At 73.0% G+C, this 21,004-nt stretch carries 18 protein-coding genes; 4 read left to right on the forward strand and 14 right to left on the reverse strand.

Annotated elements, in window-relative coordinates; genetic code table 11:
* Window positions 1-36: 36 nt before the first annotated feature.
* The 3 genes from GA0074704_RS01085 to GA0074704_RS01095 form a co-directional block, all read right to left on the reverse strand.
* Window positions 37-903 (reverse strand): hypothetical protein, encoded by an 867-nt coding sequence (locus GA0074704_RS01085; protein ID WP_088968759.1) that lies wholly within the window; start codon window positions 901-903, stop codon window positions 37-39.
* A gap of 135 nt (window positions 904-1,038) precedes the next feature.
* Window positions 1,039-1,602, reverse strand: a complete 564-nt coding sequence (locus GA0074704_RS01090; RefSeq protein ID WP_088968760.1) for a peptide deformylase — start codon at window positions 1,600-1,602, stop codon at window positions 1,039-1,041.
* Window positions 1,599-2,111: a glycine cleavage system protein R gene (locus GA0074704_RS01095; protein ID WP_088968761.1), complete on the reverse strand. Its 513-nt coding sequence runs from the start codon at window positions 2,109-2,111 to the stop codon at window positions 1,599-1,601. The genes GA0074704_RS01090 and GA0074704_RS01095 overlap by 4 nt, the downstream gene beginning before the upstream one ends.
* Window positions 2,112-2,207: 96 nt before the next feature.
* On the opposite strand from GA0074704_RS01095, the gene GA0074704_RS01100 reads away from it, so the two are divergent.
* Window positions 2,208-3,113, forward strand: a complete 906-nt coding sequence (locus GA0074704_RS01100) for an HhH-GPD family protein (RefSeq protein WP_088968762.1) — start codon at window positions 2,208-2,210, stop codon at window positions 3,111-3,113.
* A 145-nt stretch (window positions 3,114-3,258) separates the two neighbouring features.
* Here GA0074704_RS01100 and GA0074704_RS01105 read toward each other — a convergent pair whose 3' ends face one another.
* The 3 genes from GA0074704_RS01105 to lysS form a co-directional block, all read right to left on the reverse strand.
* A complete protein-coding gene (locus GA0074704_RS01105; protein ID WP_088968763.1) occupies window positions 3,259-5,799 on the reverse strand; it encodes an ATP-dependent Clp protease ATP-binding subunit in 2,541 nt (846 codons plus the stop codon).
* 476 nt (window positions 5,800-6,275) lie between these two features.
* The gene (locus GA0074704_RS01110) at window positions 6,276-6,626 is read right to left on the reverse strand and encodes a histone-like nucleoid-structuring protein Lsr2 (RefSeq protein ID WP_088973367.1); all 351 of its coding nucleotides are present in this window, start codon (window positions 6,624-6,626) and stop codon (window positions 6,276-6,278) included.
* 110 nt (window positions 6,627-6,736) lie between these two features.
* Window positions 6,737-8,245, reverse strand: a complete 1,509-nt coding sequence (lysS, locus tag GA0074704_RS01115; RefSeq protein WP_088968764.1) for a lysine--tRNA ligase — start codon at window positions 8,243-8,245, stop codon at window positions 6,737-6,739.
* 91 nt (window positions 8,246-8,336) lie between these two features.
* On the opposite strand from lysS, the gene GA0074704_RS01120 reads away from it, so the two are divergent.
* Window positions 8,337-9,080: a class I SAM-dependent methyltransferase gene (locus GA0074704_RS01120; RefSeq protein ID WP_088968765.1), complete on the forward strand. Its 744-nt coding sequence runs from the start codon at window positions 8,337-8,339 to the stop codon at window positions 9,078-9,080.
* 91 nt (window positions 9,081-9,171) lie between these two features.
* Here GA0074704_RS01120 and GA0074704_RS01125 read toward each other — a convergent pair whose 3' ends face one another.
* The 7 genes from GA0074704_RS01125 to GA0074704_RS01155 all read right to left on the reverse strand — a co-directional run bounded on the left by GA0074704_RS01125 (window position 9,172) and on the right by GA0074704_RS01155 (window position 16,057).
* A complete protein-coding gene (locus GA0074704_RS01125) occupies window positions 9,172-9,930 on the reverse strand; it encodes a type III pantothenate kinase (RefSeq protein WP_088968766.1) in 759 nt (252 codons plus the stop codon).
* 9 nt (window positions 9,931-9,939) lie between these two features.
* A complete protein-coding gene (nadC, locus tag GA0074704_RS01130) occupies window positions 9,940-10,836 on the reverse strand; it encodes a carboxylating nicotinate-nucleotide diphosphorylase (protein WP_088968767.1) in 897 nt (298 codons plus the stop codon).
* A 55-nt stretch (window positions 10,837-10,891) separates the two neighbouring features.
* Window positions 10,892-12,586: an L-aspartate oxidase gene (locus tag GA0074704_RS01135; protein WP_088968768.1), complete on the reverse strand. Its 1,695-nt coding sequence runs from the start codon at window positions 12,584-12,586 to the stop codon at window positions 10,892-10,894.
* A 61-nt stretch (window positions 12,587-12,647) separates the two neighbouring features.
* Window positions 12,648-13,538, reverse strand: coding sequence for a septum formation family protein (locus GA0074704_RS01140; RefSeq protein ID WP_088968769.1), 891 nt, complete (start codon window positions 13,536-13,538; stop codon window positions 12,648-12,650).
* Window positions 13,539-13,656: 118 nt separating this feature from the next.
* Window positions 13,657-14,082 carry an aspartate 1-decarboxylase gene (gene panD / locus GA0074704_RS01145; protein WP_088968770.1) on the reverse strand — a complete coding sequence of 142 codons (426 nt, stop codon included), beginning with the start codon at window positions 14,080-14,082 and terminating at the stop codon, window positions 13,657-13,659.
* Between the two features lie 36 nt (window positions 14,083-14,118).
* A complete protein-coding gene (panC, locus tag GA0074704_RS01150; protein ID WP_088968771.1) occupies window positions 14,119-14,967 on the reverse strand; it encodes a pantoate--beta-alanine ligase in 849 nt (282 codons plus the stop codon).
* A 118-nt stretch (window positions 14,968-15,085) separates the two neighbouring features.
* Window positions 15,086-16,057 carry a Rossmann-like and DUF2520 domain-containing protein gene (locus GA0074704_RS01155; RefSeq protein WP_088968772.1) on the reverse strand — a complete coding sequence of 324 codons (972 nt, stop codon included), beginning with the start codon at window positions 16,055-16,057 and terminating at the stop codon, window positions 15,086-15,088.
* 215 nt (window positions 16,058-16,272) lie between these two features.
* Between GA0074704_RS01155 and GA0074704_RS01160 the strand changes: the two genes are divergently transcribed.
* Both GA0074704_RS01160 and GA0074704_RS01165 read left to right on the forward strand, forming a co-directional pair.
* Window positions 16,273-17,361 carry an SAM-dependent methyltransferase gene (locus tag GA0074704_RS01160; RefSeq protein WP_088968773.1) on the forward strand — a complete coding sequence of 363 codons (1,089 nt, stop codon included), beginning with the start codon at window positions 16,273-16,275 and terminating at the stop codon, window positions 17,359-17,361.
* Window positions 17,349-18,536 (forward strand): NADH-quinone oxidoreductase subunit D, encoded by a 1,188-nt coding sequence (locus GA0074704_RS01165; RefSeq protein ID WP_172880322.1) that lies wholly within the window; start codon window positions 17,349-17,351, stop codon window positions 18,534-18,536. The genes GA0074704_RS01160 and GA0074704_RS01165 overlap by 13 nt, the downstream gene beginning before the upstream one ends.
* 29 nt (window positions 18,537-18,565) lie before the next feature.
* On the opposite strand, the gene GA0074704_RS01170 is transcribed toward GA0074704_RS01165, so the two are convergent.
* Complete coding sequence (locus GA0074704_RS01170) at window positions 18,566-20,515, reverse strand: hypothetical protein (RefSeq protein WP_157743568.1); 1,950 nt, start codon at window positions 20,513-20,515, stop codon at window positions 18,566-18,568.
* Window positions 20,516-21,004 lie beyond the last annotated feature (489 nt).

Genomic DNA, 21,004 nt, shown 5'->3' on the forward strand with positions numbered 1-21,004 from the left:
CGCCGGTGCCGCGCCACGTTGGCGCGTACCGGTCGGTCAGCTGGCCGTGACCGTCAGCTTCGCCGGGTCGCTGAGCTTCGTGCCGACCCGGGCGAAGACCTGGTACGTCCCGGCCGGCGCGGACGGGCCGGCCGCCACGCCGTTCGCGCAGCGCGTGGTGTCCCGTCCGTTCCAGCCGATCGTGTAGGACCGCTCGAAGTTCGGGATGAACGACTGCACGTCCGAACCCTTGCCGGTGCCGCAGGTGTCGGAGGACCAGATCTTCTCCGCACCGGACTTCACGAAGAGTTCCTGCAGGTCGGCGCCGACGTCCCGGCTGCACGTACGCTGGGAGACATTCTTGATCTTGAGGGTGAGGTCCGACCGGCCGCCCTGCGCCATCTCCGTCGGCACCGCCACCGCGGTCACCAGGATCTCGGCGTCCGTGCAGGTCCCGTCGTCGACGACCGGGGCGGCGCCGGAGCCCGGACCGACCTGCCCGCCGTTCGTCCCCGACCCGTTCGTCCCCGAGCCGTTCGTCCCCGAGCCGTTCGTTCCCGACCCGTTCGTTCCCGACCCGGAGGTGCCGGTGCCGTCGCCCGTGCCGCCGTTGTTGCCGTTGGCCCCGGAGTTGCCACCGCCCGGGCCCGCCGGATTGCCGGAGTCACCCGAGCCACCGGAGTTGCCCGAGCCACCCGGCGCGCCACTCTGCGGCGTCAACACCGAACCACTCGGATCGGGAACCGGCGAGGCCGTGCCGGCGGGCCCCGCGGTCGGTGTCGACCGGCCCTCCGGCGTCCCGCCACGGTCGGAACCCTGGCAGGAGTTCAGCAGGACAATCAGGAACAGAATCCCCGCTCCGAATACGACGGCTCGACGCCGCCAGTAAACGGCGGGTGGCAGGGGGCCGACCGTCATCCGCATGATGCCCCCACCGTAGCGGCGTACCGGCCACAGACCGGGCGCGACGCGCCGGACCGTCCCCGGGTCACCGGCGCGACTCTCCAATCACGACAGCCGACCCCCACCGACCGTGACGCTGGGTGAGCGTCGCTCGGCTCACAGGTAGACCTTGCGTTGGTAGACCGCGTGCGCGCCCGCCACCCGGTCCAGGAAGAGCAGACCCGCGCAGTGGTCGATCTCGTGCTGCAACGCCCGGGCCTCGAAGCCGTCCGTCACCAGTCGTACCGGCCGGCCGCTGCCCGGCAGCGCACCCTCCACCACCAGGCGACCGGCCCGCTTCACGTCACCGGTCAGGTCCGGCACCGACATGCAGCCCTCCCGGCCGGCCTTCCACCGGCTCGCCTCCACCACCCGGGCGTTGCAGAGCACGAAGACACCGTGCACCGTCAACGCCTTCGGATGGCCGGTGACGTCGACCGCGAAGACCTGCGCGGAGACCCCCACCTGGGGCGCGGCCAGGCCCACACAGCCCGGCGACACCCGCATCGTGGCGACCAGGTCGGCGGCGAGGCGTACCACCTCGTCCGAGGTGGGGTCGACCTCCGGCCCGGGCCGGCTCAGCACCCCGTCCGGGGCGGTCACCACCGGCCGCACCTCGCCGGGAACGGCAAGCTCCGCCGGGGTCCAGCCGCCGAGGCCTACGTACTCCGGGTCGCTCACAGCAGATCCGAGTCGGCCGGGCGCAGCGAGACCCCGACGCCCAGCTCCGCGGCGGCCCGGGTCAGCCGGCCGGCCAACTCGTCCGCGCTGCCCGGCGGCAGTTCCACCTCGGCGACCACCACGTACAGCGAGCCGGTCAGCCGGGTGCTCAGGTCGGTGACGTTGCCACCCGCGTCGGCCAGCACCCGGGTCATCGCCGCGACGATCCCCATCCGGTCCGCGCCGTGCACCGACACGACGTACGGCTCGCCGCTCGGCGCCGCCGCACCGTCCGGCGTGACGGCGCGTACGGTCGCCAGGAGCTGGCCGTCGGCGGCGAGCGGGGCCAGCGCGGCCTCGACATCGGCGGCGGCCGGGCCGACGCAGATCAGCGTCATGGCGAAGTGTCCCCGCAGCCGGGTCATCGTCGAGTCGGTGAGGTTCGCCCCGAGCCGGGCGAGCACCTCCGCGACGTCGGCCACGATGCCCGGCCGGTCCCGGCCGATGACGGTGATCGCGAGCTCGTTCATCCGGACATTCTGCCCCGCGCCCGCGGACGGACGACGCCGGGCCGCCCGGCCCGCCCATCCTGCGGGACGGCCGCCCGTGACATCATCGTCGGCGCGATGACTGAGCCCACTTTCGCCACCCAGGTCAGCCGGTGGTACGAGCAGAACGCCCGCGACCTGCCCTGGCGGGAGCCGGGCGTCGGCGCCTGGGCGATCCTGGTCAGCGAGGTCATGCTCCAGCAGACCCCCGTCGTCCGGGTGCTGCCCGCCTGGCACGCCTGGCTGACCCGCTGGCCCACCCCCGCCGCGCTGGCCGCCGACACCCCCGCCGAGGCGATCCGGATGTGGGGCCGGCTCGGCTACCCCCGTCGGGCGGTACGCCTGCGCGACTGCGCGGTGGCGATCGTCGAACGGCACGGCGGTGAGGTGCCCGACCGCCTCGACCACCTGCTCGCCCTGCCCGGCGTCGGGACGTACACCGCGCGGGCGGTGGCGGCGTTCGCGTACGGGCAACGGCACCCGGTGGTCGACACGAACGTCCGCCGGGTGGTCTGCCGCGCCATCGCCGGGGAGCCGGACGCCGGCCCGACCACCCGCCCCGCCGACCTGGTCGCCTGCGAGGAGCTGCTCCCCGCGGAACCCGCCGCCGCCGCGCTGGCCAGCGCCGCCTTCATGGAACTCGGCGCGATCGTCTGCACCGCCCGCTCCCCCCGCTGTCCGGAGTGCCCGGTCGAGTCGACCTGCGCGTGGCGGGCCTCCGGCAAGGAGGCGCCCGCCGGCCCGACCCGCCGGCCCCAGCGGTACGCCGGCACCGACCGCCAGGTACGCGGACTGCTGCTGGCGGTGCTCCGGGAGGCCACCGGCCCGGTGCCGCACCAACGCCTCGACCAGGTGTGGTCGGACGACGTGCAACGGGCCCGGGCACTGGCCGGGCTGGTCACCGACGGGCTCGTCGAGCCGGTCGGCGAGGACGCGTTCCGCCTCCTCGGCGACGGCCCACCGGCCCCGCTTCCCGCCCGCTGATCCCGCTCCCGCCCGCTGATCCCGTCCCCGGTCCGCGCCCGGCCGGGACCCTGATCCGCGCCCGGCCGGGGCCGAGACAGGAAAAGGCGACGGCCCCGGTGGCTTTCGCCTACCGGGGCCGTCGCCCTGTCACATCAGTCCGGCGTTACGCCGCCGCGTCGTCCGCACCCGTGGCGGCGGTGCCGCCCAGGTCGGCCGGGACGGCGTCCGGCACGTCGACCGGCTTCTCCGCGCCCCGGAAGACGAGCTTGGACTTGTCGATGTCCTCCGGGTCGCCCTCGCAGTCCACCACCACGATCTGACCCGGGGTCAGCTCGTTGAAGAGGATCCGCTCCGAGAGGTTGTCCTCGATGTCGCGCTGGATCGTGCGACGCAGCGGACGGGCGCCCAGCACCGGGTCGAAGCCCTTCTTCGCCAGGTACTTCTTGGCGTTGTCGGTCAGCTCCAGGCCCATGTCCTTGTTGCGCAGCTGGGTCTCGATCCGCTGGATCATGATGTCCACGATCGAGAGGATCTCGCTCTGCCGCAGCTGGTGGAAGACGATGGTGTCGTCGATCCGGTTCAGGAACTCGGGCCGGAAGTGCTGCTTCAGCTCGTCGTTGACCTTCTGCTTCATCCGGTCGTAGTTGGACTCGGAGTCCTCCGACGCCTGGAAGCCCAGCGACACGGCCTTGGCCACGTCACGGGTACCGAGGTTGGTGGTCAGGATGATGACCGTGTTCTTGAAGTCCACGATCCGGCCCTGGCCGTCGGTGAGCCGCCCGTCCTCCAGGATCTGGAGGAGCGTGTTGAACACGTCCGGGTGGGCCTTCTCGATCTCGTCGAACAGGACCACCGAGAACGGCCGACGCCGCACCTTCTCGGTCAGCTGCCCACCCTCGTCGTAGCCGACGTAGCCGGGAGGGGCACCGACGAGCCGGGACACCGTGTACCGGTCGTGGAACTCGGACATGTCCAGCTGGATGAGGGCGTCCTCGCTGCCGAAGAGGAACTCGGCGAGCGCCTTGGAGAGCTCGGTCTTACCGACACCGGACGGGCCGGCGAAGATGAACGAGCCGGACGGGCGCTTCGGGTCCTTCAGGCCGGCCCGGGTACGCCGGATCGCCTTCGAGACCGCCTTGACCGCGTCCTCCTGGCCGATGACGCGCTTGTGCAGCTCGTCCTCCATGCGCAGCAGGCGCGAGGTCTCCTCCTCGGTCAGCTTGTAGACCGGGATGCCGGTCCAGTTGCCGAGCACCTCGGCGATCTGCTCGTCGTCGACCTCGCTGACGACGTCCAGGTCACCGGCCTTCCACTCCTTCTCCCGCTGGGCCTTCTGGCCGAGCAGCTGCTTCTCCTTGTCGCGGAGCTGGGCAGCGCGCTCGAAGTCCTGCGCGTCGATCGCGGACTCCTTGTCCTTGCGCACCTGGGCGATGCGCTCGTCGAAGTCACGCAGGTCTGGCGGCGCGGTCATCCGGCGGATGCGCATCCGCGCGCCGGCCTCGTCGATCAGGTCGATCGCCTTGTCCGGCAGGAACCGGTCGGAGATGTACCTGTCGGCCAGGGTCGCCGCGGCGACGAGGGCGGCGTCGGTGATGCTGACGCGGTGGTGCGCCTCGTAGCGGTCGCGCAGGCCCTTGAGGATCTCGATGGTGTGGGCCAGCGACGGCTCACCCACCTGGATCGGCTGGAAGCGGCGCTCGAGAGCGGCGTCCTTCTCCAGGTGCTTGCGGTATTCGTCCAGGGTGGTGGCGCCGATGGTCTGCAGCTCACCGCGGGCCAGCATCGGCTTGAGGATGCTGGCGGCGTCGATCGCGCCCTCGGCGGCACCCGCACCCACCAGGGTGTGGATCTCGTCGATGAACAGGATGATGTCGCCGCGGGTGCGGATCTCCTTGAGCACCTTCTTGAGGCGCTCCTCGAAGTCACCGCGGTAGCGGGAACCGGCGACCAGCGCACCGAGGTCGAGCGTGTAGAGCTGCTTGTCCTTGAGGGTCTCGGGCACCTCGCCCTTGATGATCTTCTGGGACAGCCCCTCCACCACGGCGGTCTTGCCGACGCCGGGCTCACCGATCAGGACCGGGTTGTTCTTGGTACGGCGGGAGAGCACCTGCATGACCCGCTCGATTTCCTTCTCGCGCCCGATGACCGGGTCGAGCTTGCCCTCGCGGGCGGCCTGGGTCAGGTTCCGGCCGAACTGGTCCAGCACGAGGCTGGTCGACGGCGCGGCCTCACCCGGGGCGGCGCCGGCGGCGGCCGGCTCCTTGCCCTGGTAGCCGGAGAGCAGCTGGATCACCTGCTGGCGGACCCGGTTGAGGTCGGCGCCGAGCTTGACCAGCACCTGGGCGGCGACGCCCTCGCCCTCGCGGATCAGGCCGAGCAGGATGTGCTCGGTGCCGATGTAGTTGTGGCCGAGCTGAAGCGCCTCACGCAGCGACAGCTCCAGCACCTTCTTGGCCCGCGGCGTGAACGGGATGTGCCCGCTCGGCGCCTGCTGGCCCTGGCCGATGATCTCCTCGACCTGCTGGCGGACGCCCTCGAGGGAGATGCCGAGGCTCTCCAGGGCCTTTGCCGCGACGCCTTCACCCTCGTGGATGAGGCCCAGCAGGATGTGCTCCGTACCGATGTAGTTGTGGTTGAGCATCCGGGCCTCTTCTTGGGCCAGGACGACAACCCGTCGCGCTCGGTCGGTGAACCGCTCGAACATGCCCTCGTGCTCCTCACGTGCCGTGCGCCTTGATGGTCAAGATCTTGGCGGGGCCGGTGCGCGGACGTCCGGGACGGGCGTCCGTGCCTCATTACTCTATCGCCGCGGACCGACTCCGCTGAGGTCGTGTGTCCCCGCCAAAAGCCGTGTACGCGTCGTTTTGACCAACCATCCGCGCTCAGGAGGTGTTCCTGGACCCCACCTGTACGCGCAGAGCGAAATTCGAACCACCGGTGAAGAGGGCCGCAGGGCGGCGTACGGCCGGCTCCGGCGCCGGTTCGTCGGTCATCCACAGGGTGTGGACGGACTCTCCACCGCCTGTGGACAACGCCCGGCCGGACCGGATTCTTCCCGCCGAGCGGGCCGATACCGACAGACGGGACAGGCCACCCGTAAGGGACTAGACCGGATACGGCGACGCCGGCCCGGAGAGGTGCTCCGGCCCGGCGTCGATGTCGCCCCGTGCGGGGATCCGCTCAGTGACCCGCCTTGGAGTGGTACTCGTCGACGATCTCCTGCGGGATGCGACCCCGGTCGGAGATGTCCCGGCCGGACTTCTTGGCCCACTCCCGGATCGCCCTGTTCTGCTCGCGGTCGGCGGTGGCGCCGCCACGGCCCCGCGCCGCACGACCGCCGACCACCACGCCGCCCCGCCCGACCTTGGTGCCGTGCGCGATGTACTGGGCGAATACCTCACGCAATTTCTCGGCGTTCTTGGCCGACAGGTCGATCTCGTACTGAACGCCGTCGAGCGCGAACTTGACGGTCTCGTCCGCGTCCCCGCCGTCCAGGTCATCGACCAGCTTGTGAATGATCTGCTTGGCCACGTCCCACATTCCTTTCGAGCAGGGAGTCCTGCAATAGGAGCACGATAGCGTGCCCGATGCTTGCTCCGTCAATAGGATGCGGTGACGAGCCGGAGACGACTGACGCCGGGCTACTCCGGGCGGACCATGGGGAAGAGGATCGTTTCCCGAATTCCGAGGCCGGTCAGCGCCATCAGCAAGCGGTCGATTCCCATTCCCATACCGCCGGCCGGCGGCATTCCGTACTCCATGGCGCGGAGAAAGTCCTCGTCCAGCGGCATGGCCTCGTCGTCACCGCGGGCGGCCAGCTGCGCCTGCTTCACCAACCGCTCCCGCTGCACCACCGGGTCGACCAGCTCGGAGTACGCGGTGCCCAGCTCGAAGCCGCGGACGTACAGGTCCCACTTCTCGGTCAACCCCGGCTCGCTGCGGTGCGCGCGGGTCAAGGGGCTGGTCTCCTCGGGGTAGTCCCGCACGAAGGTGGGCGCCTGCAGGGACGGCACCACCAGCTCCTCGAAGAGCTCCTCGGCCAGCTTGCCGGGCCCCCACTTCGGGTCGACGGAGAGCCCGACCTTGTCGGCGTACTCGACGAGCCGGGTGCGTTCGGTGCGGACCGTGACCTCCTCGCCGAGCGCCTCGGAAAGGACGCCGAACAGGGTCACCGAACGCCACTCGCCACCCAGATCGAACTCGGTGCCGTCGGCGTGCGTCACCACCGTCGAGCCACCGACCGCGATCGCCGCCTGCTGCACCAGATTGCGGGTCAGCTCGGCCATCGTGTCGTAGTCGCCGTACGCCTGGTACGCCTCCAGCATCGCGAACTCCGCAGAGTGCGTCGAGTCGATGCCCTCATTACGGAAGTTGCGGTTGATCTCGAAGACCCGCTCGACGCCGCCGACCACGGTGCGCTTCAGGAAAAGCTCCGGCGCGATTCGCAGATACAGATCAGTGTCGAGCGCATTGCTGTGGGTCACGAATGGGCGGGCCGCCGCGCCACCGTGCAGCAACTGCAACATCGGGGTCTCGACCTCGATGAATCCCGCGCCGTGCAACGAGTCCCGCAGGCTGCGTACCGCGGCGGCCCGGGTCCGGACCATCTGCCGGGCCTGCGGGCGCACGATCAGGTCGACGTACCGCTGCCGGACCCGGGCCTCCTCGCTCAGCGGCTTGTGCGCCACCGGCAGCGGACGCAGCGCCTTCGCGGTGACCGCCCACTCCCGCGCCAGCACGGAGAGCTCGCCCCGGCGGCTGGTGATCACCTCGCCGGTGACGCCGACCAGGTCACCCAGGTCGACCAGGCGCTTCCAGTCGTCGAGCCGTTCGGCGCCCACCCGGTCCAGGGAGAGCATGGCCTGCAACTCGGTGCCGTCGCCGTCGCGCAGGGTGGCGAAGCAGAGCTTGCCGGTGTTCCGTACGAAGATCACCCGCCCGGTGACCGAGACCTCGTCGCCGGTCGCGGTGTCCGTGGGCAGCTCGGCGTAGCGCTCGCGGATCTCGGCCAGGGCGCTGGTCCGGGCGAAGCCGACCGGGTACGGCTCGACGCCGTCGGCGAGCATCCGGTCCCGCTTCTCCCGGCGGACCTTCATCTGCTCGGGAAGGTCGTCGGCGGGGTCCACTGGCACGGCGTTCTGCTCGGTCACGGCAGCTTCCTCAGGCTTGGCAACATCGGGAGGGTCAGCCCATGAGCGTACTCAAGCGCCCAGCCGGGCGTTACGGGATAACCTCCCCGCCATGACGGACCCCACTCACGCGCTGTCCTTCGGCGCCGCCGCCGCCGAGTACGACCGGTTCCGCCCCCGCTATCCCGAGGCCGCGCTGCGCTGGGCACTGGACGGCCTGGCCGCTCCCGCCCGGGTGGTGGACCTGGGTGCGGGCACCGGCATCCTCAGCCGGGGCGTGCGGGAACTGGGCCATGAGGTCGTACCCGTGGAACCGGATCCGGGGATGCGGGCGCAACTGGGGGCCGCCACGCCCGGTACGACGGCGCTGGCCGGCAGCGCCGAGGACGTGCCCGTGCCGGACGGATCGGCGGACGCCGTGCTGGCCGGTCAGGCCTACCACTGGTTCGACCGCGAGAAGGCCCACCCCGAGATCGCCCGCGTCCTGCGCCCCGGCGGCACCTTCGCCCCGATCTGGAACCTCCGTGACGAGCGGATCCCCTGGGTCGCCGAACTCACCCGCATCGCCCACATCGGCGACAACGCGGCCAGCGTGCTGGGGAAGTACACCGACTTCGGCCCCGCCTTCACCCCGCTGGAGGTGGGCGGATTTGAGCACACGACCACCCTCACCCCCGCCGAGTTGATCGCGATGATCCACACCCGCTCCTACTGGCTCACCGCCACCCCCGAGGAGCAGCAACGAATCGACCAGGAGCTGGCGAACCTCTTCCAGACCCACCCCGACCTGGCCGGAAAGCAGACGGTGGAGCTCCCCTACCGGACGATCGTCCTCAAAGCCTCCCGGCGGACCTGAACCACCGAAGGTTTCCGGGCAGCCCAGCCGGCGGAAGGATCAAGCCTGACCGCCTGGAGCCGGCTGGGCTGCCCGGAAACCCCCACCAAGATCAATTATTCCGCTCGTAGACCATCCGAAGACCGATGAGAGTGATCATCGGCTCGTGATGCGTGATCGTCCGGCACTCGTTGACCACCAACGCCGCCAGCCCACCCGTCGCGATCACCGCCTTCACCTCGCCCAGCTCCTCGGCCATCCGCTCGACGATCCGGTCCACCTGCCCGGCGAACCCGAAGTAGAGCCCCGACTGGAGGCACTCCACGGTGTTCTTGCCGATCACCGACCGCGGCTTCGTCGCCTCCACCTTGCGCAGCTGGGCGGCCCGGGCGGCGAGCGCGTCGAAGGAGATCTCGATGCCCGGCGCGAACGCGCCGCCGAGGAACTCCCCCCGACCGCTGATCACGTCGAAGTTGGTGGTGGTGCCGAAGTCGACCACGATCGACGGCCCGCCGTAGAGGGTGTACGCAGCCAGGGTGTTCACCACCCGGTCCGAGCCCACCTCCTTCGGGTTGTCGATGGCGAGCTGCACGCCGGTGCGTACCCCCGGCTCGACGATCACGCTCGGCAGGTCCGCGTAGTAGCGGGAGAGCATCGTGCGCAGCGAGCGCAGCGCGGCCGGCACCGTCGAGCAGGCGGCCACCCCGGTGATCTCCACGGCGTCACCGGCCAGCAGCCCGCGGAACATCAGACCCAGCTCGTCCGCGGTGGAACGGGCGTCGGTCTTGATCCGCCACGAGTGCACCAGCTTGTCGCCGTCGAAGGTCGCCAGCACGGTGTTGGTGTTTCCGATGTCGATGCAGAGCAGCACAGCCGCAGCCTATTCGGAGCGCAGGTCGAGGGCGATGTCCAGGATCGGCGAGGAGTGGGTCAGCGCACCGACCGAGATGAAGTCCACCCCGGTCGCGCCGTACTCGGCGGCCACCGGCAGGGTCAGCCCGCCGGTCGCCTCCAGCTCGGCCCGGTCACCCACCGCCGCGACCACCTCGCGCAGCTGCGCCGGGGTCATGTTGTCCAGCAGCAGGAAGTCGGCGCCCGCCTCGACCGCCTCCACCGCCTCGGCCAGCGTGTCCACCTCCACCTGCACCGGCACGTCCGGGAACGCCTCCCGGACCCGGCGGTAGGCGGCGGCGATACCGCCGGCGGCCAGCTTGTGGTTGTCCTTGACCATCGCGACGTCGTGCAGGCCCATCCGCTTGTTGGTGCCCCCGCCGGCGCGGACCGCGTACTTCTCCAGCATCCGCAGGCCCGGCGTGGTCTTGCGGGTGTCCAGCACCATCGCCTTCGTGCCGGCCAGGGCGTCCGCCCAGGCCCGGGTGTGGGTGGCCACCCCGGACATCCGGCAGAGCAGGTTCAGCGCCGTCCGCTCGGCGGTGAGCAGCAGCCGGGTCGGGCCGGTCACCGTGGCCAGCACGTCGCCGCGCGCCACCCGCTGCCCGTCGTGGGCGATCACCGACACCTCGACCGTACGCTCCGCGCCGGTCACCTCGCCGACCAGCTCGAACACGGCCGCCGCCACGGCCAGCCCGGCCACCACACCGTCGGCGCGGGCGACCAGGTCAGCGGTGTCGGTCTGCTCGGCGGGGATGGTGGCGACGCTGGTGACGTCGAGGAACTCCGGCCCGAGGTCCTCGACCAGCGCGTCGACGATCACCCGCCGTACCCGCGCCGGGTCCAGGCCGCCCGCCGCCAGTGCCCGCTCCGTCGACTCGATCACTGTGTCTCCTTCGTTCGTGACTGCGGGGCTCGCAAAACCGGCTCACTCCTCGCACTCACCGGGGTCCCTCCCAATGCTGCGTCATCCGGCCCTGCGCCCCGACCCCCTCGACGAGGTGGCCCAGCCACCGCTCGTCGGCCGCCGGGAAGTCCTCCCGCCAGTGGCAACCCCGGGTCTCCCGGCGCGCGTACGCGGCCGCTACCAGGGCCGAAGCCACGGTGATCAGGTTCGTGGCCTCCCAGTCGGCGGTCCGCGAAGTGCCCCGCGCCGCACCGACCCCGGTCAGCGTGGCGGCCGTCGCGGCCAGCGTCTCCGCCGACCGGAGCACCCCCGCGCCCCGGGTCATCGCCCGTTGCAGGGCCGCAGTGCCGGCGGCCGGCACCACCCAGCCGGCGCCGCCGACCCAGGCCCCGGTCTCCGCCGGCTTCGCCTGCTCGGGAAGCCCGGCGGCGATGTCGTCGGCGATCCGGCGGGAGAAGACCAGCCCTTCCAGCAGCGAGTTGCTGGCCAGCCGGTTCGCGCCGTGCACGCCGGTGCAGGCGACCTCGCCGCAGGCGTACAGGCCGGGGATGGAGGTCCGGCCGTGCAGGTCGGTGCGGACCCCGCCGGAGGCGTAGTGCGCGGCCGGCGCGACCGGGATCAGATCGGTGGCCGGATCGACCCCGATGGCCAGGCAGGACGCCACGATGGTGGGGAACCGCCCGGCCAGGAAGTCGCCGCCGAGGTGCCGAGCGTCCAGGAAGACGTGGTCCGCGCCGGTGGCCAGCAGCACCCGGTGGATGCCCTTGGCCACCACGTCCCGGGGGGCTAACTCGGCCAGCTCGTGCTGGCCCACCATGAACCGCTTGCCGTCGCCGTCGACCAGGTGGGCGCCCTCACCGCGCAGCGCCTCGGAGACCAGCGGCTGCTGGGCCAGGCCCGCGCCCGGCACCCGGGACGCCTCCGGCACGATCAGCGCCGTCGGGTGGAACTGGACGAACTCCACATCGGTCACCACCGCGCCGGCCCGCATCGCCAACGCCACCCCGTCGCCTGTGGAGACCGCCGGATTGGTGGTCGCCGCGAAGACCTGCCCCATCCCGCCGGTGGCGAGCACCACCGCCCGGGCCAGCAGCGCGCCGACGCCGTCCTCGCTGCCCTCGCCGAGCACGTGCAGGGTGATCCCGCAGGCCGGGCCGAGCCCGTCCGGGCCGTCACCCGGGGCCCGCAGCAGGTCCAGCACCAGGGCGTGCTCCACCAGCCGGATCCACGGGTCCCGGCGGACGGCCGCGTGCAGCGCCCGCTGCACCTCCGCCCCGGTGGCGTCGCCGCCGGCGTGCACGATCCGGTCGGCCCGGTGGCCGCCCTCCCGGGTCAGCATCAGCGAGCCGTCCGGGTTGCGGTCGAACTCGGCGCCGACCCGCATCAACTCGCGCAGCCGGCTCGGGCCCTCCTCCACCAGCGCCCGCACCGCCGCCGGGTCGCAGAGCCCGACCCCGGCCACCTCCGTGTCGTACGCGTGCGCGGCCGGGCTGTCCGCCGGGTCGAGCACCGCGGCGATGCCGCCCTGCGCCCAGCGGGTCGACCCGTCATCGATGTTGACCTTGGTGACCACGGTGACGTGCAGCCCGGCCTCGCGCAGGTGCAGCGCGGCGGTGAGCCCGGCGACGCCGGAACCGACCACGATCACGTCGGTGGTCTCCACCCAGCCCGGCGCGGGCGCGGCCAGCAGCCTCGGCAGTTCGGGCAGCTCGACGCTCGACAGGTCCATGCCCACAGTCAACCCGAACGCCCCTCACCACGGGCGGCGGGGGCGGGACGAGTGGTTTCGGCTACCTCGTCCGCAACGGCAGGCCGGCCGGCCCGGCGCCCTTGAGCGAGGTGATGACCGTACGGTCGCTGAGCCAGAGATAGCAGCGGACCCCTCGGTCGCCCACCGCCCAGCGGCCCGGCCCCGGCGGCCGGACCACCACCGCGCTGCGGATCCGCAGCTGCACGTCGTCCGGCACTCCGGCGTAGCGCGCCAGGGCGGTGTTGCAGCCGGCGTAGAACGGCAGCCAGTCCCCCTGCCGGACCGGGTACGGACGGTCCGGCGCCCGCCACACCCCGACGAACTCGGCGTCGTGCCGGGTGCCGCACGGCACCGGCGACAGCCGCTCCACCCGGCCACCGGTGGCCCGGGCCTGCTGGCAGCCCAACCGCAGCGGCGAGGCCCCCTTCAGGGCGCCACGCAGGCTGCCGGTGCGGACCAGCACGGTCGCCGACGCCTCCACCGTGCTCAGCTCGGTCAGGTCACAGCGGTACCAGCGGGAACCCGCCGTCCAGCCGGGCCGGGAGGGCAGCGCCACCGCGAGGCGGAGCCGGCCGGCCCGCCAGTCGTCGCCCACGTATCCGGAGGCCCTGGTGTCGCACTCGGCGAACGCGCCACGCAGCTCCGCGGAGCCGTTGGCGGGTGGGGCCGGCCGGGCGGCGGGGAACGTCCCGACGTGCACGGTCTCCACCCGGTGCGGCACGGCACAGTCCACCGGCCGGTAGCCGGCCAGGGTGACGGTGTCGGTGAAGTCGGCCACCTGGCAGACCCCGGCGGCCGGGGTGAACGGCGCCGCCGCCGGCAGGGCAGCCCAGTCGTCGGTCAGGTCGCCGTCGAGGCCGCTGGCGGCGGCGCAGCCGGCCAGCAGGACCGAGGCGATCACCGTGGCCAGTGATCCGATCGCACGGCGCATCGCGGCCTCCCCCAGCCAGCGACCGTCACCCGACGGCGACTCCAGGGTAACCGGAAATGACCTTCCGGTGACAGACCGGATTCGGGGCGCGAGGCACCACGGCGCCCCTCCTGCAAGCTCAGCCGACGGCGGCGAAGGGGTTGACGATCGGGTCGCCTGCGGTGTCCGGGGCGGCGGTGGCCGGGTCGGCGTTCAACTCGACGATCCGGTTGTCGGCGTCGACGTGCACCACCCGAGGCTGGTACGAGCGGGCCTCGGCGTCGTCCATCTGCCCGTACGAGATGAGGATGACCAGGTCACCGGGGTGCACCAGGTGCGCCGCAGCACCGTTGATGCCGATCACGCCGCTGCCGCGTACGCCCGGGATCACGTACGTCTCCAGCCGCGCCCCGTTGGTGACGTCCACGATCGCCACCTGCTCGCCGGGGAGCAGGTCGGCCGCGTCGAGCAGGTCCTGGTCCACGGTCACCGAGCCGACGTAGTGCAGGTCGGCCTGGGTCACCGTGGCCCGGTGGATCTTCGACTTGAGCATGGTGCGGAACATCGGGATGCCTCTCAGCGGGGAAGTGGTGGTGGGTGGTCAGGCGTGCGGGGCGAGTTCGAGCCCGATGTTGTCGATCAGCCGGGTGTCGCCGACCCAGGCGGCGACCAGCAGCCGCGCCGGCCCGGCGACCGGACCCGGTTCCAGGTCGGCGTCGGTGAGCACCAGGTAGTCCAGGCGGGCGCCGGGCGTACCCGAGTCGAAGGCCCGGTGGGCGGCGGCCAGCACCGCGCCGGCGTCGTCCCCCCGCGCGGCAGCCGACGCACCGGCCCGCAGGGCGGCGGAGAGGGTCAGCGCGACCTGCCGCTCGGCCGCCGACAGGTAGCGGTTGCGGCTGGAGAGCGCCAGCCCGTCCGGCTCGCGCACCGTCGGCACCCCCACGATCCGGGTCGGCACGTCCAGGTCGCGGACCATCCGCCGGACCAGGGTCAGCTGCTGGTAGTCCTTCTCCCCGAAGAACGCCAGGTCGGGCCGGGTGAGCTGGAGCAGCTTCATGACCACGGTGAGCACCCCGTGGAAGAAGCCGGGTCGGCTCAACCCCTCCAGGTCCTCGCCCAGCGGGCCCGGGTGCAGCCGGACGGTCGGCTGCCCGTTCGGGTACATGTCGGCCACCGACGGAGCGAAGACCAGGTCCGCGCCGGCCCGGCGGCAGATCTCCAGGTCCGACTCCAGGGTGCGCGGATACCGGTCGAAGTCCTCGTTCGGGCCGAACTGGAGCGGGTTGACGAAGATCGTCACGACGACGTGGTCGGCCTGCTCCCGGGCGGCCCGCAGCAGCGTCTCGTGCCCGGCGTGCAGCGCGCCCATGGTCATCACCACGCCGACGGTGCCGGTCAGCCCGGCCCGCGCCTTCGCCAGATCCTCCCGGCTGTGCACCAGATCCGTCATGCGGAGTCACCTTCCGTTCGCGACTGCGGGGCTCGCAGGACCGGCTCACTCCTCGCGCTCACGCTGCCCCCTTCCGTTCGCGACTGCGGGGCTCGCAGGACCGGCTCACTCCTCGCGCTCACGCTGCAACCTCCATGCCTGCGAGCGCGTCCAGCAGCGACTCCGCGTCCACCGGCCGCAGCCGGCCCGCGGCGATCGCCCGGTCCGCCGTCCGTCGGGCCAACGCCAGGTAGGGGGCCACGGATTCCGGCGCGGTCTCCGACAGCCGCTCCAGGTGCCGGCGTACGGTGCCGGCGTCGCCCCGGGACACCGGGCCGGTCAGCGCGTCGTCGCCGAGGGACAGCGCGTTCTCCAGCGCCGCCCGCAGCAGCGGGGCGAGCACCTTCTCCGGCCGGTCCACCCCGGCGTCGCGCAGCCGGTCGGCCGCCTCGTTGACCAGGGTGACCAGGTGGTTCGCCCCGTGCGCCAGGGCCGCGTGATAGAGCGGCCGGTCCGCGTCCCCCACCCACTCGGGCACCCCACCCAGGTCGGCCACCAGCCGGGCGGCGAACGCGCGCAGCTCCGCCGGGGCGGTCACCCCGTACGAGATGCCGGGCAGGCGGGACAGGTCGTCCGGCGTACCGGTGAAGGTCATCGCGGGGTGCAGGGCCAGCGGGCGGGCACCCACCGCGGCGGCCGGGGCGAGCACGGCCAGCCCGTGCGCGCCGGAGGTGTGCGCGACCACCTGGCCGGGGCGCAGCGCTCCGGTCTCGGCCAGTCCGGCCACCACGGTGGCCAGCGCGTCGTCCGGAACGGCGATGATCAGCAGATCGGTGGCGGCGCGGGCCACGGAGGTGGCGGAGCGGTTGCGGGTGCCGGGGAGCAGCAGGGCGATCCGGGCCTTCGCGGCGCCCGAGACGCCCGACGCGGCCACCACCCGGTGACCGGCGGCGACGAGCGCCGAACCCAGCACGGCACCGACCCGGCCGCCGCCGATCACGCCGACGGTGAGGGTGCGGGGGAAGACGAGCGGGGCGCCGGAGGGGGCGCCGCCCGAGGCCGCGACGACCCCGTGCGGGGTGGTCGGACGCGGGCGCAGCGGTGCGCTCATGGCAACGATCCAGTCCTTGAGGGGGTACCGGTCGATCGCAAGTATGCGCTGCGGTTACGGAGCCGAAACAAGGGTGTGTGAAAACCTTCACCGGTCGGCCGGACCGGCCCGTGCGGCGGCGGGAACAGCGCTTCCCGGTTACAGTGCCGCCTGTGACGGAACGGGGCGCAGCGGACGATAACGGCACCCCCGGCCCGCTGCCCTGGCGGGTCGCCATGGACCGGGCGCTCTACGGGCCGGACGGCTTCTTCGTCGCCGGCGCCGGGCCGGCCGCCCACTTCCGCACCACCGCCCACGCCACTGGAGTCCTCACCGCGTGCGTCCTGCGGCTGCTCGCCGAGCTCGACTCGGCGCTCGGTCATCCCCCGGTGCTCTCGGTGGTCGACGTGGGGGCGGGGCGGGGGGAACTGCTGCGGGGCATCCTCGGCGCCGTCGGGCCCTCGTGCTCCTCCGAGCCCGCAGCGGCCGTCGGGGTTCCGCTGGCCGATCGGGTACGCCTCGTCGCCGTCGAGAGGGCCCCCCGCCCCGACGACCTCCCACCCGAGATCGACTGGCTGCCCGACCTCCCCGACCGGATCACCGGTCTCCTGATCACCACCGAATGGCTGGACAACGTCCCCCTGGACCTGGCCGCCCACACCGACGACGGATGGCGCTACCTCCTGGTCGACCCGACGACCGGCACCGAGTCCCTGGGCCCACCCGTGAACCCCCTCGACCAGGCCTGGCTGGACCACTGGTGGCCCGCCCCACCACCCAACTCGTCGATCAGGGAGTTCGGGTCTGCGGAGGCGGCTGAATCGGACGCGAACTCCTTGATCAACGCGATTGGGGGGCGAGCCGAGATCGGCAGGAGGCGGGACGAGGAGTGGGCTCGGGCGGTCGGGAGGGTGGAGCGCGGGCTTGCAGTGGCCGTGGACTACGGGCACCTGCGGGATTCCCGGCCGCTGGGCGGGACGTTGACCGGGTATCGGGGCGGGCGGCAGGTGGCGGCGGTGCCGGACGGGTCGTGCGACGTGACCGCGCACGTCGCCATGGACTCGGTCGCCTCCGCCGGTGAGCGGGTCGCCCGGTGTGCGTACTCCCTGGTCTTCCAGCGGGAGGCGCTGCGGGCGCTCGGGGCCGACGGGCGGCGACCACCGATCACCATGGCCGGCCGCGACCCGGCCGGGTACGTGCGGGCGCTGGCCGCCGCGTCGACGGTCGGCGAGCTGACCGACCCGGCCGGGCTCGGCGGGCACCGGTGGCTGCTGCAACCGGTCGGCATCGGCGCGCTGCCCGTCATGGCACGATGGCGGGCATGACCACGGACGCCGGGGACCTCCGCGAGCTGACCGTCGGCACCGGGGCCGGGCTGGTCGCCGGCACCCCCGACGAGCGGGTCGGCGCCGACATGGTGCTCAACATCGGCCCCCAGCACCCCTCCACGCACGGCGTGCTCCGGCTCAAGCTGGTCCTCGACGGGGAGCGGGTGGTCTCCGCCGAGCCGATCGTCGGCTACATGCACCGGGGCGCGGAGAAGCTCTTCGAGGTGCGCGACTACCGGCAGATCATCGTGCTCGCCAACCGGCACGACTGGCTGTCCGCGTTCTCCAACGAGCTGGGCGTCGTGCTCGCCGTGGAACGGCTGATGGGCATGGAGGTGCCCGAGCGGGCCACCTGGCTGCGGATGGCCCTCGCCGAACTGAACCGGGTGCTCAACCACCTGATGTTCCTCGGCTCCTACCCGCTGGAGATCGGCGCGATCACCCCGGTCTTCTACGCCTTCCGCGAGCGGGAGACCCTCCAGGCGGTGATGGAGGAGGTCTCCGGCGGCCGGATCCACTACATGTTCAACCGGGTCGGCGGCCTCAAGGAGGAGGTGCCGGCCGGCTGGACCGGCCGGGCCCGCGCCGCCATCGGCGAGGTCCGCCGGCGGATGCCCGACCTGGACAACCTGATCCGCCGCAACGAGATCTTCCTGGCCCGCACCGTCGGGGTCGGCGTGCTGTCGGCCGCCGACGCCGCCGCGTTCGGCGCCTCCGGGCCGGTCGCCCGCGCCTCCGGCCTCGACCTGGACCTGCGCCGCGACGAGCCCTACCTGGCGTACGGGGAGCTGGACGTCCCCGTGGTCACCAAGACCGCCGGGGACTGCCACGCCCGCTTCGAGGTGCTGCTCGACCAGGTGTACGCCTCACTGGACCTCGCCGAGCAGTGCCTGCATCGGGTCGACCAGCTCACCGGTCCGGTCAACACCCGACTGCCCAAGGTGCTCAAGGCGCCCGAGGGGCACACCTACGCCTGGACCGAGAACCCGCTCGGCATCAACGGCTACTACCTGGTGTCCCGGGGCGAGAAGACCCCGTGGCGGCTCAAGCTGCGCACCGCCTCGTACGCGAACGTGCAGGCCCTGGCCACCCTGCTCCCCGGCTGCCTGGTGCCGGACCTGATCGCCATCCTCGGCTCGATGTTCTTCGTGGTCGGCGACATCGACAAGTAGCGGCGTCCGGCCGGCGCCTCCGCCCGCGGTCAGCGCCAGCGGTCGGCGGCCCGGGCGCCCCCGGCCCGGGGGACGTCGTCGCGCGGCGGGTAGCCGTAGCGTTCCTCGTCGGCCCGCTGACGCCGGCCGTGCGTCTCCGGCTCCGGCTCGGCCGCGCCCCACTGCCCGGGCCGCTCCGGGCCGGTCGCGCCCCACTGCCCGGGCCGCTCCGGGCCGGTCGTGTCCCACTGTCGCTCCGGGCCGGTCCACTGCGCGGGGGTACGCCATTCCTGCGGCACGGGCACCCCGCCGACCGGCAGCGCCGGGCGGTCGTCGGACTCCGGCCGGTCGTACCCGCGCGCCGACTCGTCGTGCTCGCGGCGGACCGACGCCCAGCGGTCCCGTACCCGGTAGCCGCCGCCGTCGGCGTGCACCTCGGCCCGGCGCTCGCCCACCCGCAGCTCGCGGCCCCGCTCGTCCTCGCGCACCTCGGCCCAGATGTCCCCACTGCTCATCGCCGACCAGTACGCGCCGTCGGCCGGGTCACCCGCCCGGTCGTCCTCGGGCGCCGAGGGCGTCCAGGCCCGCTCCGGCGGTCGACCGGCCGAACCCCGGGCCGCCGCGTCTACGCCCGCGGTGTCCCGGCCACCCTCCGGGTACCGGCCACGGGGGTCGCGCCGCGCCTCCCAGGTGGGATCCGGCACCGCCCAACCCGAGTTCTGGGCCGGCTCCGCCCAGGCTCGGCTCGAAGCGGCGGGCGCCTCCCGACCGCGAAGCTCGTCCGGCGCCTCCCGGCCCCGGTCGGTGTCGGGCCGGGCCGCGTGCCCCCGGTCCCCGGCGTAGCCCCGCCAGCCGTCGTCGTCGCCCCGCCCCCGGTCGTCCCGGCCAGCCTCCGGAGCCACCCAGCCACGGTCGTCCCGGGACCGGTCCGCCGGCTGCGCCGGCCCGTACCCCGCCCAGGGACGGTCGCCGTTGGCCGGCACGGACCAGCCCTCGCCGTACCGACCGCTGCCCGGATCGCCGCCGTCCACCACGGTGTGCCGGGTGACGTGCACCGTCTCGGTGTGTCGGTAGACGCTCGGCCGGCCGGGCTGCTCCGGCTCCGGTACCCGCGCGCTCGCGGTGGTCGCCCCCGGCCGGCCGCCGTACGTGCCGCCGGACTGTTCCGAGCCGTAGCCGCCGGCGACGTACGCCGCGCCGTACCCGACGGCGGAATGATCGGATTCGGGCGCGGCGGCCGTGGCTCGACCGGACCCCTCCGGCTCGTCGTCCCGCGCCACGGCGGCCCGCCCCCAGCCGGCCCGGCCGTCCGTACGCGCGGACTGCTGTCCTCGCCCGCCGTCGGCGTCGTCCTGGGCCCGGCGGCCGTGGCCGGCGGCGTCGTGGTTGGAGGCGTCGTGGGAGGCGCGGCGGGCGGCCCCGTCCTGGGTGCGGTGACCGGCGCTGCCCTGGGTGGTGCCGTCCTGGGTCCAGTGATCGGCGCTGCCCTGGGTGCTGCGGTGCTCGGCGCCGTCCGGGCTGGTGCGGTGATTGCGGCCGACGGTCTCGTCGGCATCGGGTGCCGAGACACGGGCCCGGCCCGTGCCCGGCGCTTCCGGGGTCACCGGTCCGACGGCACCGGCCACGGCCACCGCGACCGCGTCCATCCGGGCGCGCAGCGCCGCGGTTCCGTCCTGCGCCCGCTGCGCCTGGTCGAGTGCCTGGTTGCCGCGCTGGGCGGCGGCCACGATCTCGGCGCGCAACTCCCGGCGAAGCTGCTCCAGCTCGTCGCGCAACTCCTCGGCGGCGGCCCCACCGCCACCGTCGCCGCGCAGCGCGATGGACAGTCCGATCAGCACCGCGGCCAGCACGGCGAGAACCGCGCCGAAGCGCAGCAGGCCGTTCCCGTCGGCGAAGAGCAGTATCAGGGCCGCGACCGGCGCGAACGCCACACCGATCCAGAAGAGCACGGTCAGCAGCGAGGAACTGCGCCTGTCGGCGGGGGCAACCGGGGCTGGCATGGGTGTGCAGCCTACCGAGACTCGCTCCGGCAGGGAACGGGTCGGTCGGGCCTGACAGCGGTCGTGGCCGTGCTTGATCAGCGACTTTCCCTGGTCGCTGTTGGGGGCTCGGGGGCGATCGTCCCCGGCTCCGGGCGGTCAGGCTTGATCCCTGCGCCGGGGACGCTCGCCCCCGAGCCCGCCACGGTCGGCCGCCGTCCGTCGGTTGCGCTTCTTTTCGGGTACACCCCGCGCGGGCGTTTCGGATCTTGGACGGTTTCTGTTCGTGGCGAACGGTAAGTGTCCAAGATCTGCGCTGGACATGCGCCATCAGGTCGACAGGCACCGGAAAGGGGACCAGCCCCCGCAGGATGGCACCCGACGGCGACATGCCTCACCGCGACAATGCACCCCGATCGGCAGGCCGTGACCCTCTGAGCGCAGACAGGCCGCCCTGCCGTAAGCCGGACCATCGGGGGTGAAAGGGCGGGACGCAGCAGGCGGGCATCA

Source organism: Micromonospora siamensis (assembly GCF_900090305.1).
GTDB classification, from domain to species: Bacteria; Actinomycetota; Actinomycetes; order Mycobacteriales; family Micromonosporaceae; genus Micromonospora; species Micromonospora siamensis.

What these genes read in the sequence shown, in the direction of transcription:
- GA0074704_RS01085 (WP_088968759.1), bottom strand. Translation starts at nt 903, where the DNA reads ATGCGGATGACGGTCGGCCCCCTGCCACCCGCCGTTTACTGGCGGCGT.
- GA0074704_RS01095 (WP_088968761.1), bottom strand. Translation starts at nt 2,111, where the DNA reads ATGAACGAGCTCGCGATCACCGTCATCGGCCGGGACCGGCCGGGCATC.
- GA0074704_RS01100 (WP_088968762.1), top strand. Translation starts at nt 2,208, where the DNA reads ATGACTGAGCCCACTTTCGCCACCCAGGTCAGCCGGTGGTACGAGCAG.
- GA0074704_RS01105 (WP_088968763.1), bottom strand. Translation starts at nt 5,799, where the DNA reads ATGTTCGAGCGGTTCACCGACCGAGCGCGACGGGTTGTCGTCCTGGCC.
- GA0074704_RS01120 (WP_088968765.1), top strand. Translation starts at nt 8,337, where the DNA reads ATGACGGACCCCACTCACGCGCTGTCCTTCGGCGCCGCCGCCGCCGAG.
- GA0074704_RS01135 (WP_088968768.1), bottom strand. Translation starts at nt 12,586, where the DNA reads ATGGACCTGTCGAGCGTCGAGCTGCCCGAACTGCCGAGGCTGCTGGCC.
- GA0074704_RS01140 (WP_088968769.1), bottom strand. Translation starts at nt 13,538, where the DNA reads ATGCGCCGTGCGATCGGATCACTGGCCACGGTGATCGCCTCGGTCCTG.
- panD (WP_088968770.1), bottom strand. Translation starts at nt 14,082, where the DNA reads ATGTTCCGCACCATGCTCAAGTCGAAGATCCACCGGGCCACGGTGACC.
- panC (WP_088968771.1), bottom strand. Translation starts at nt 14,967, where the DNA reads ATGACGGATCTGGTGCACAGCCGGGAGGATCTGGCGAAGGCGCGGGCC.
- GA0074704_RS01155 (WP_088968772.1), bottom strand. Translation starts at nt 16,057, where the DNA reads ATGAGCGCACCGCTGCGCCCGCGTCCGACCACCCCGCACGGGGTCGTC.
- GA0074704_RS01160 (WP_088968773.1), top strand. Translation starts at nt 16,273, where the DNA reads ATGGACCGGGCGCTCTACGGGCCGGACGGCTTCTTCGTCGCCGGCGCC.
- GA0074704_RS01165 (WP_172880322.1), top strand. Translation starts at nt 17,349, where the DNA reads ATGGCGGGCATGACCACGGACGCCGGGGACCTCCGCGAGCTGACCGTC.
- GA0074704_RS01170 (WP_157743568.1), bottom strand. Translation starts at nt 20,515, where the DNA reads ATGCCAGCCCCGGTTGCCCCCGCCGACAGGCGCAGTTCCTCGCTGCTG.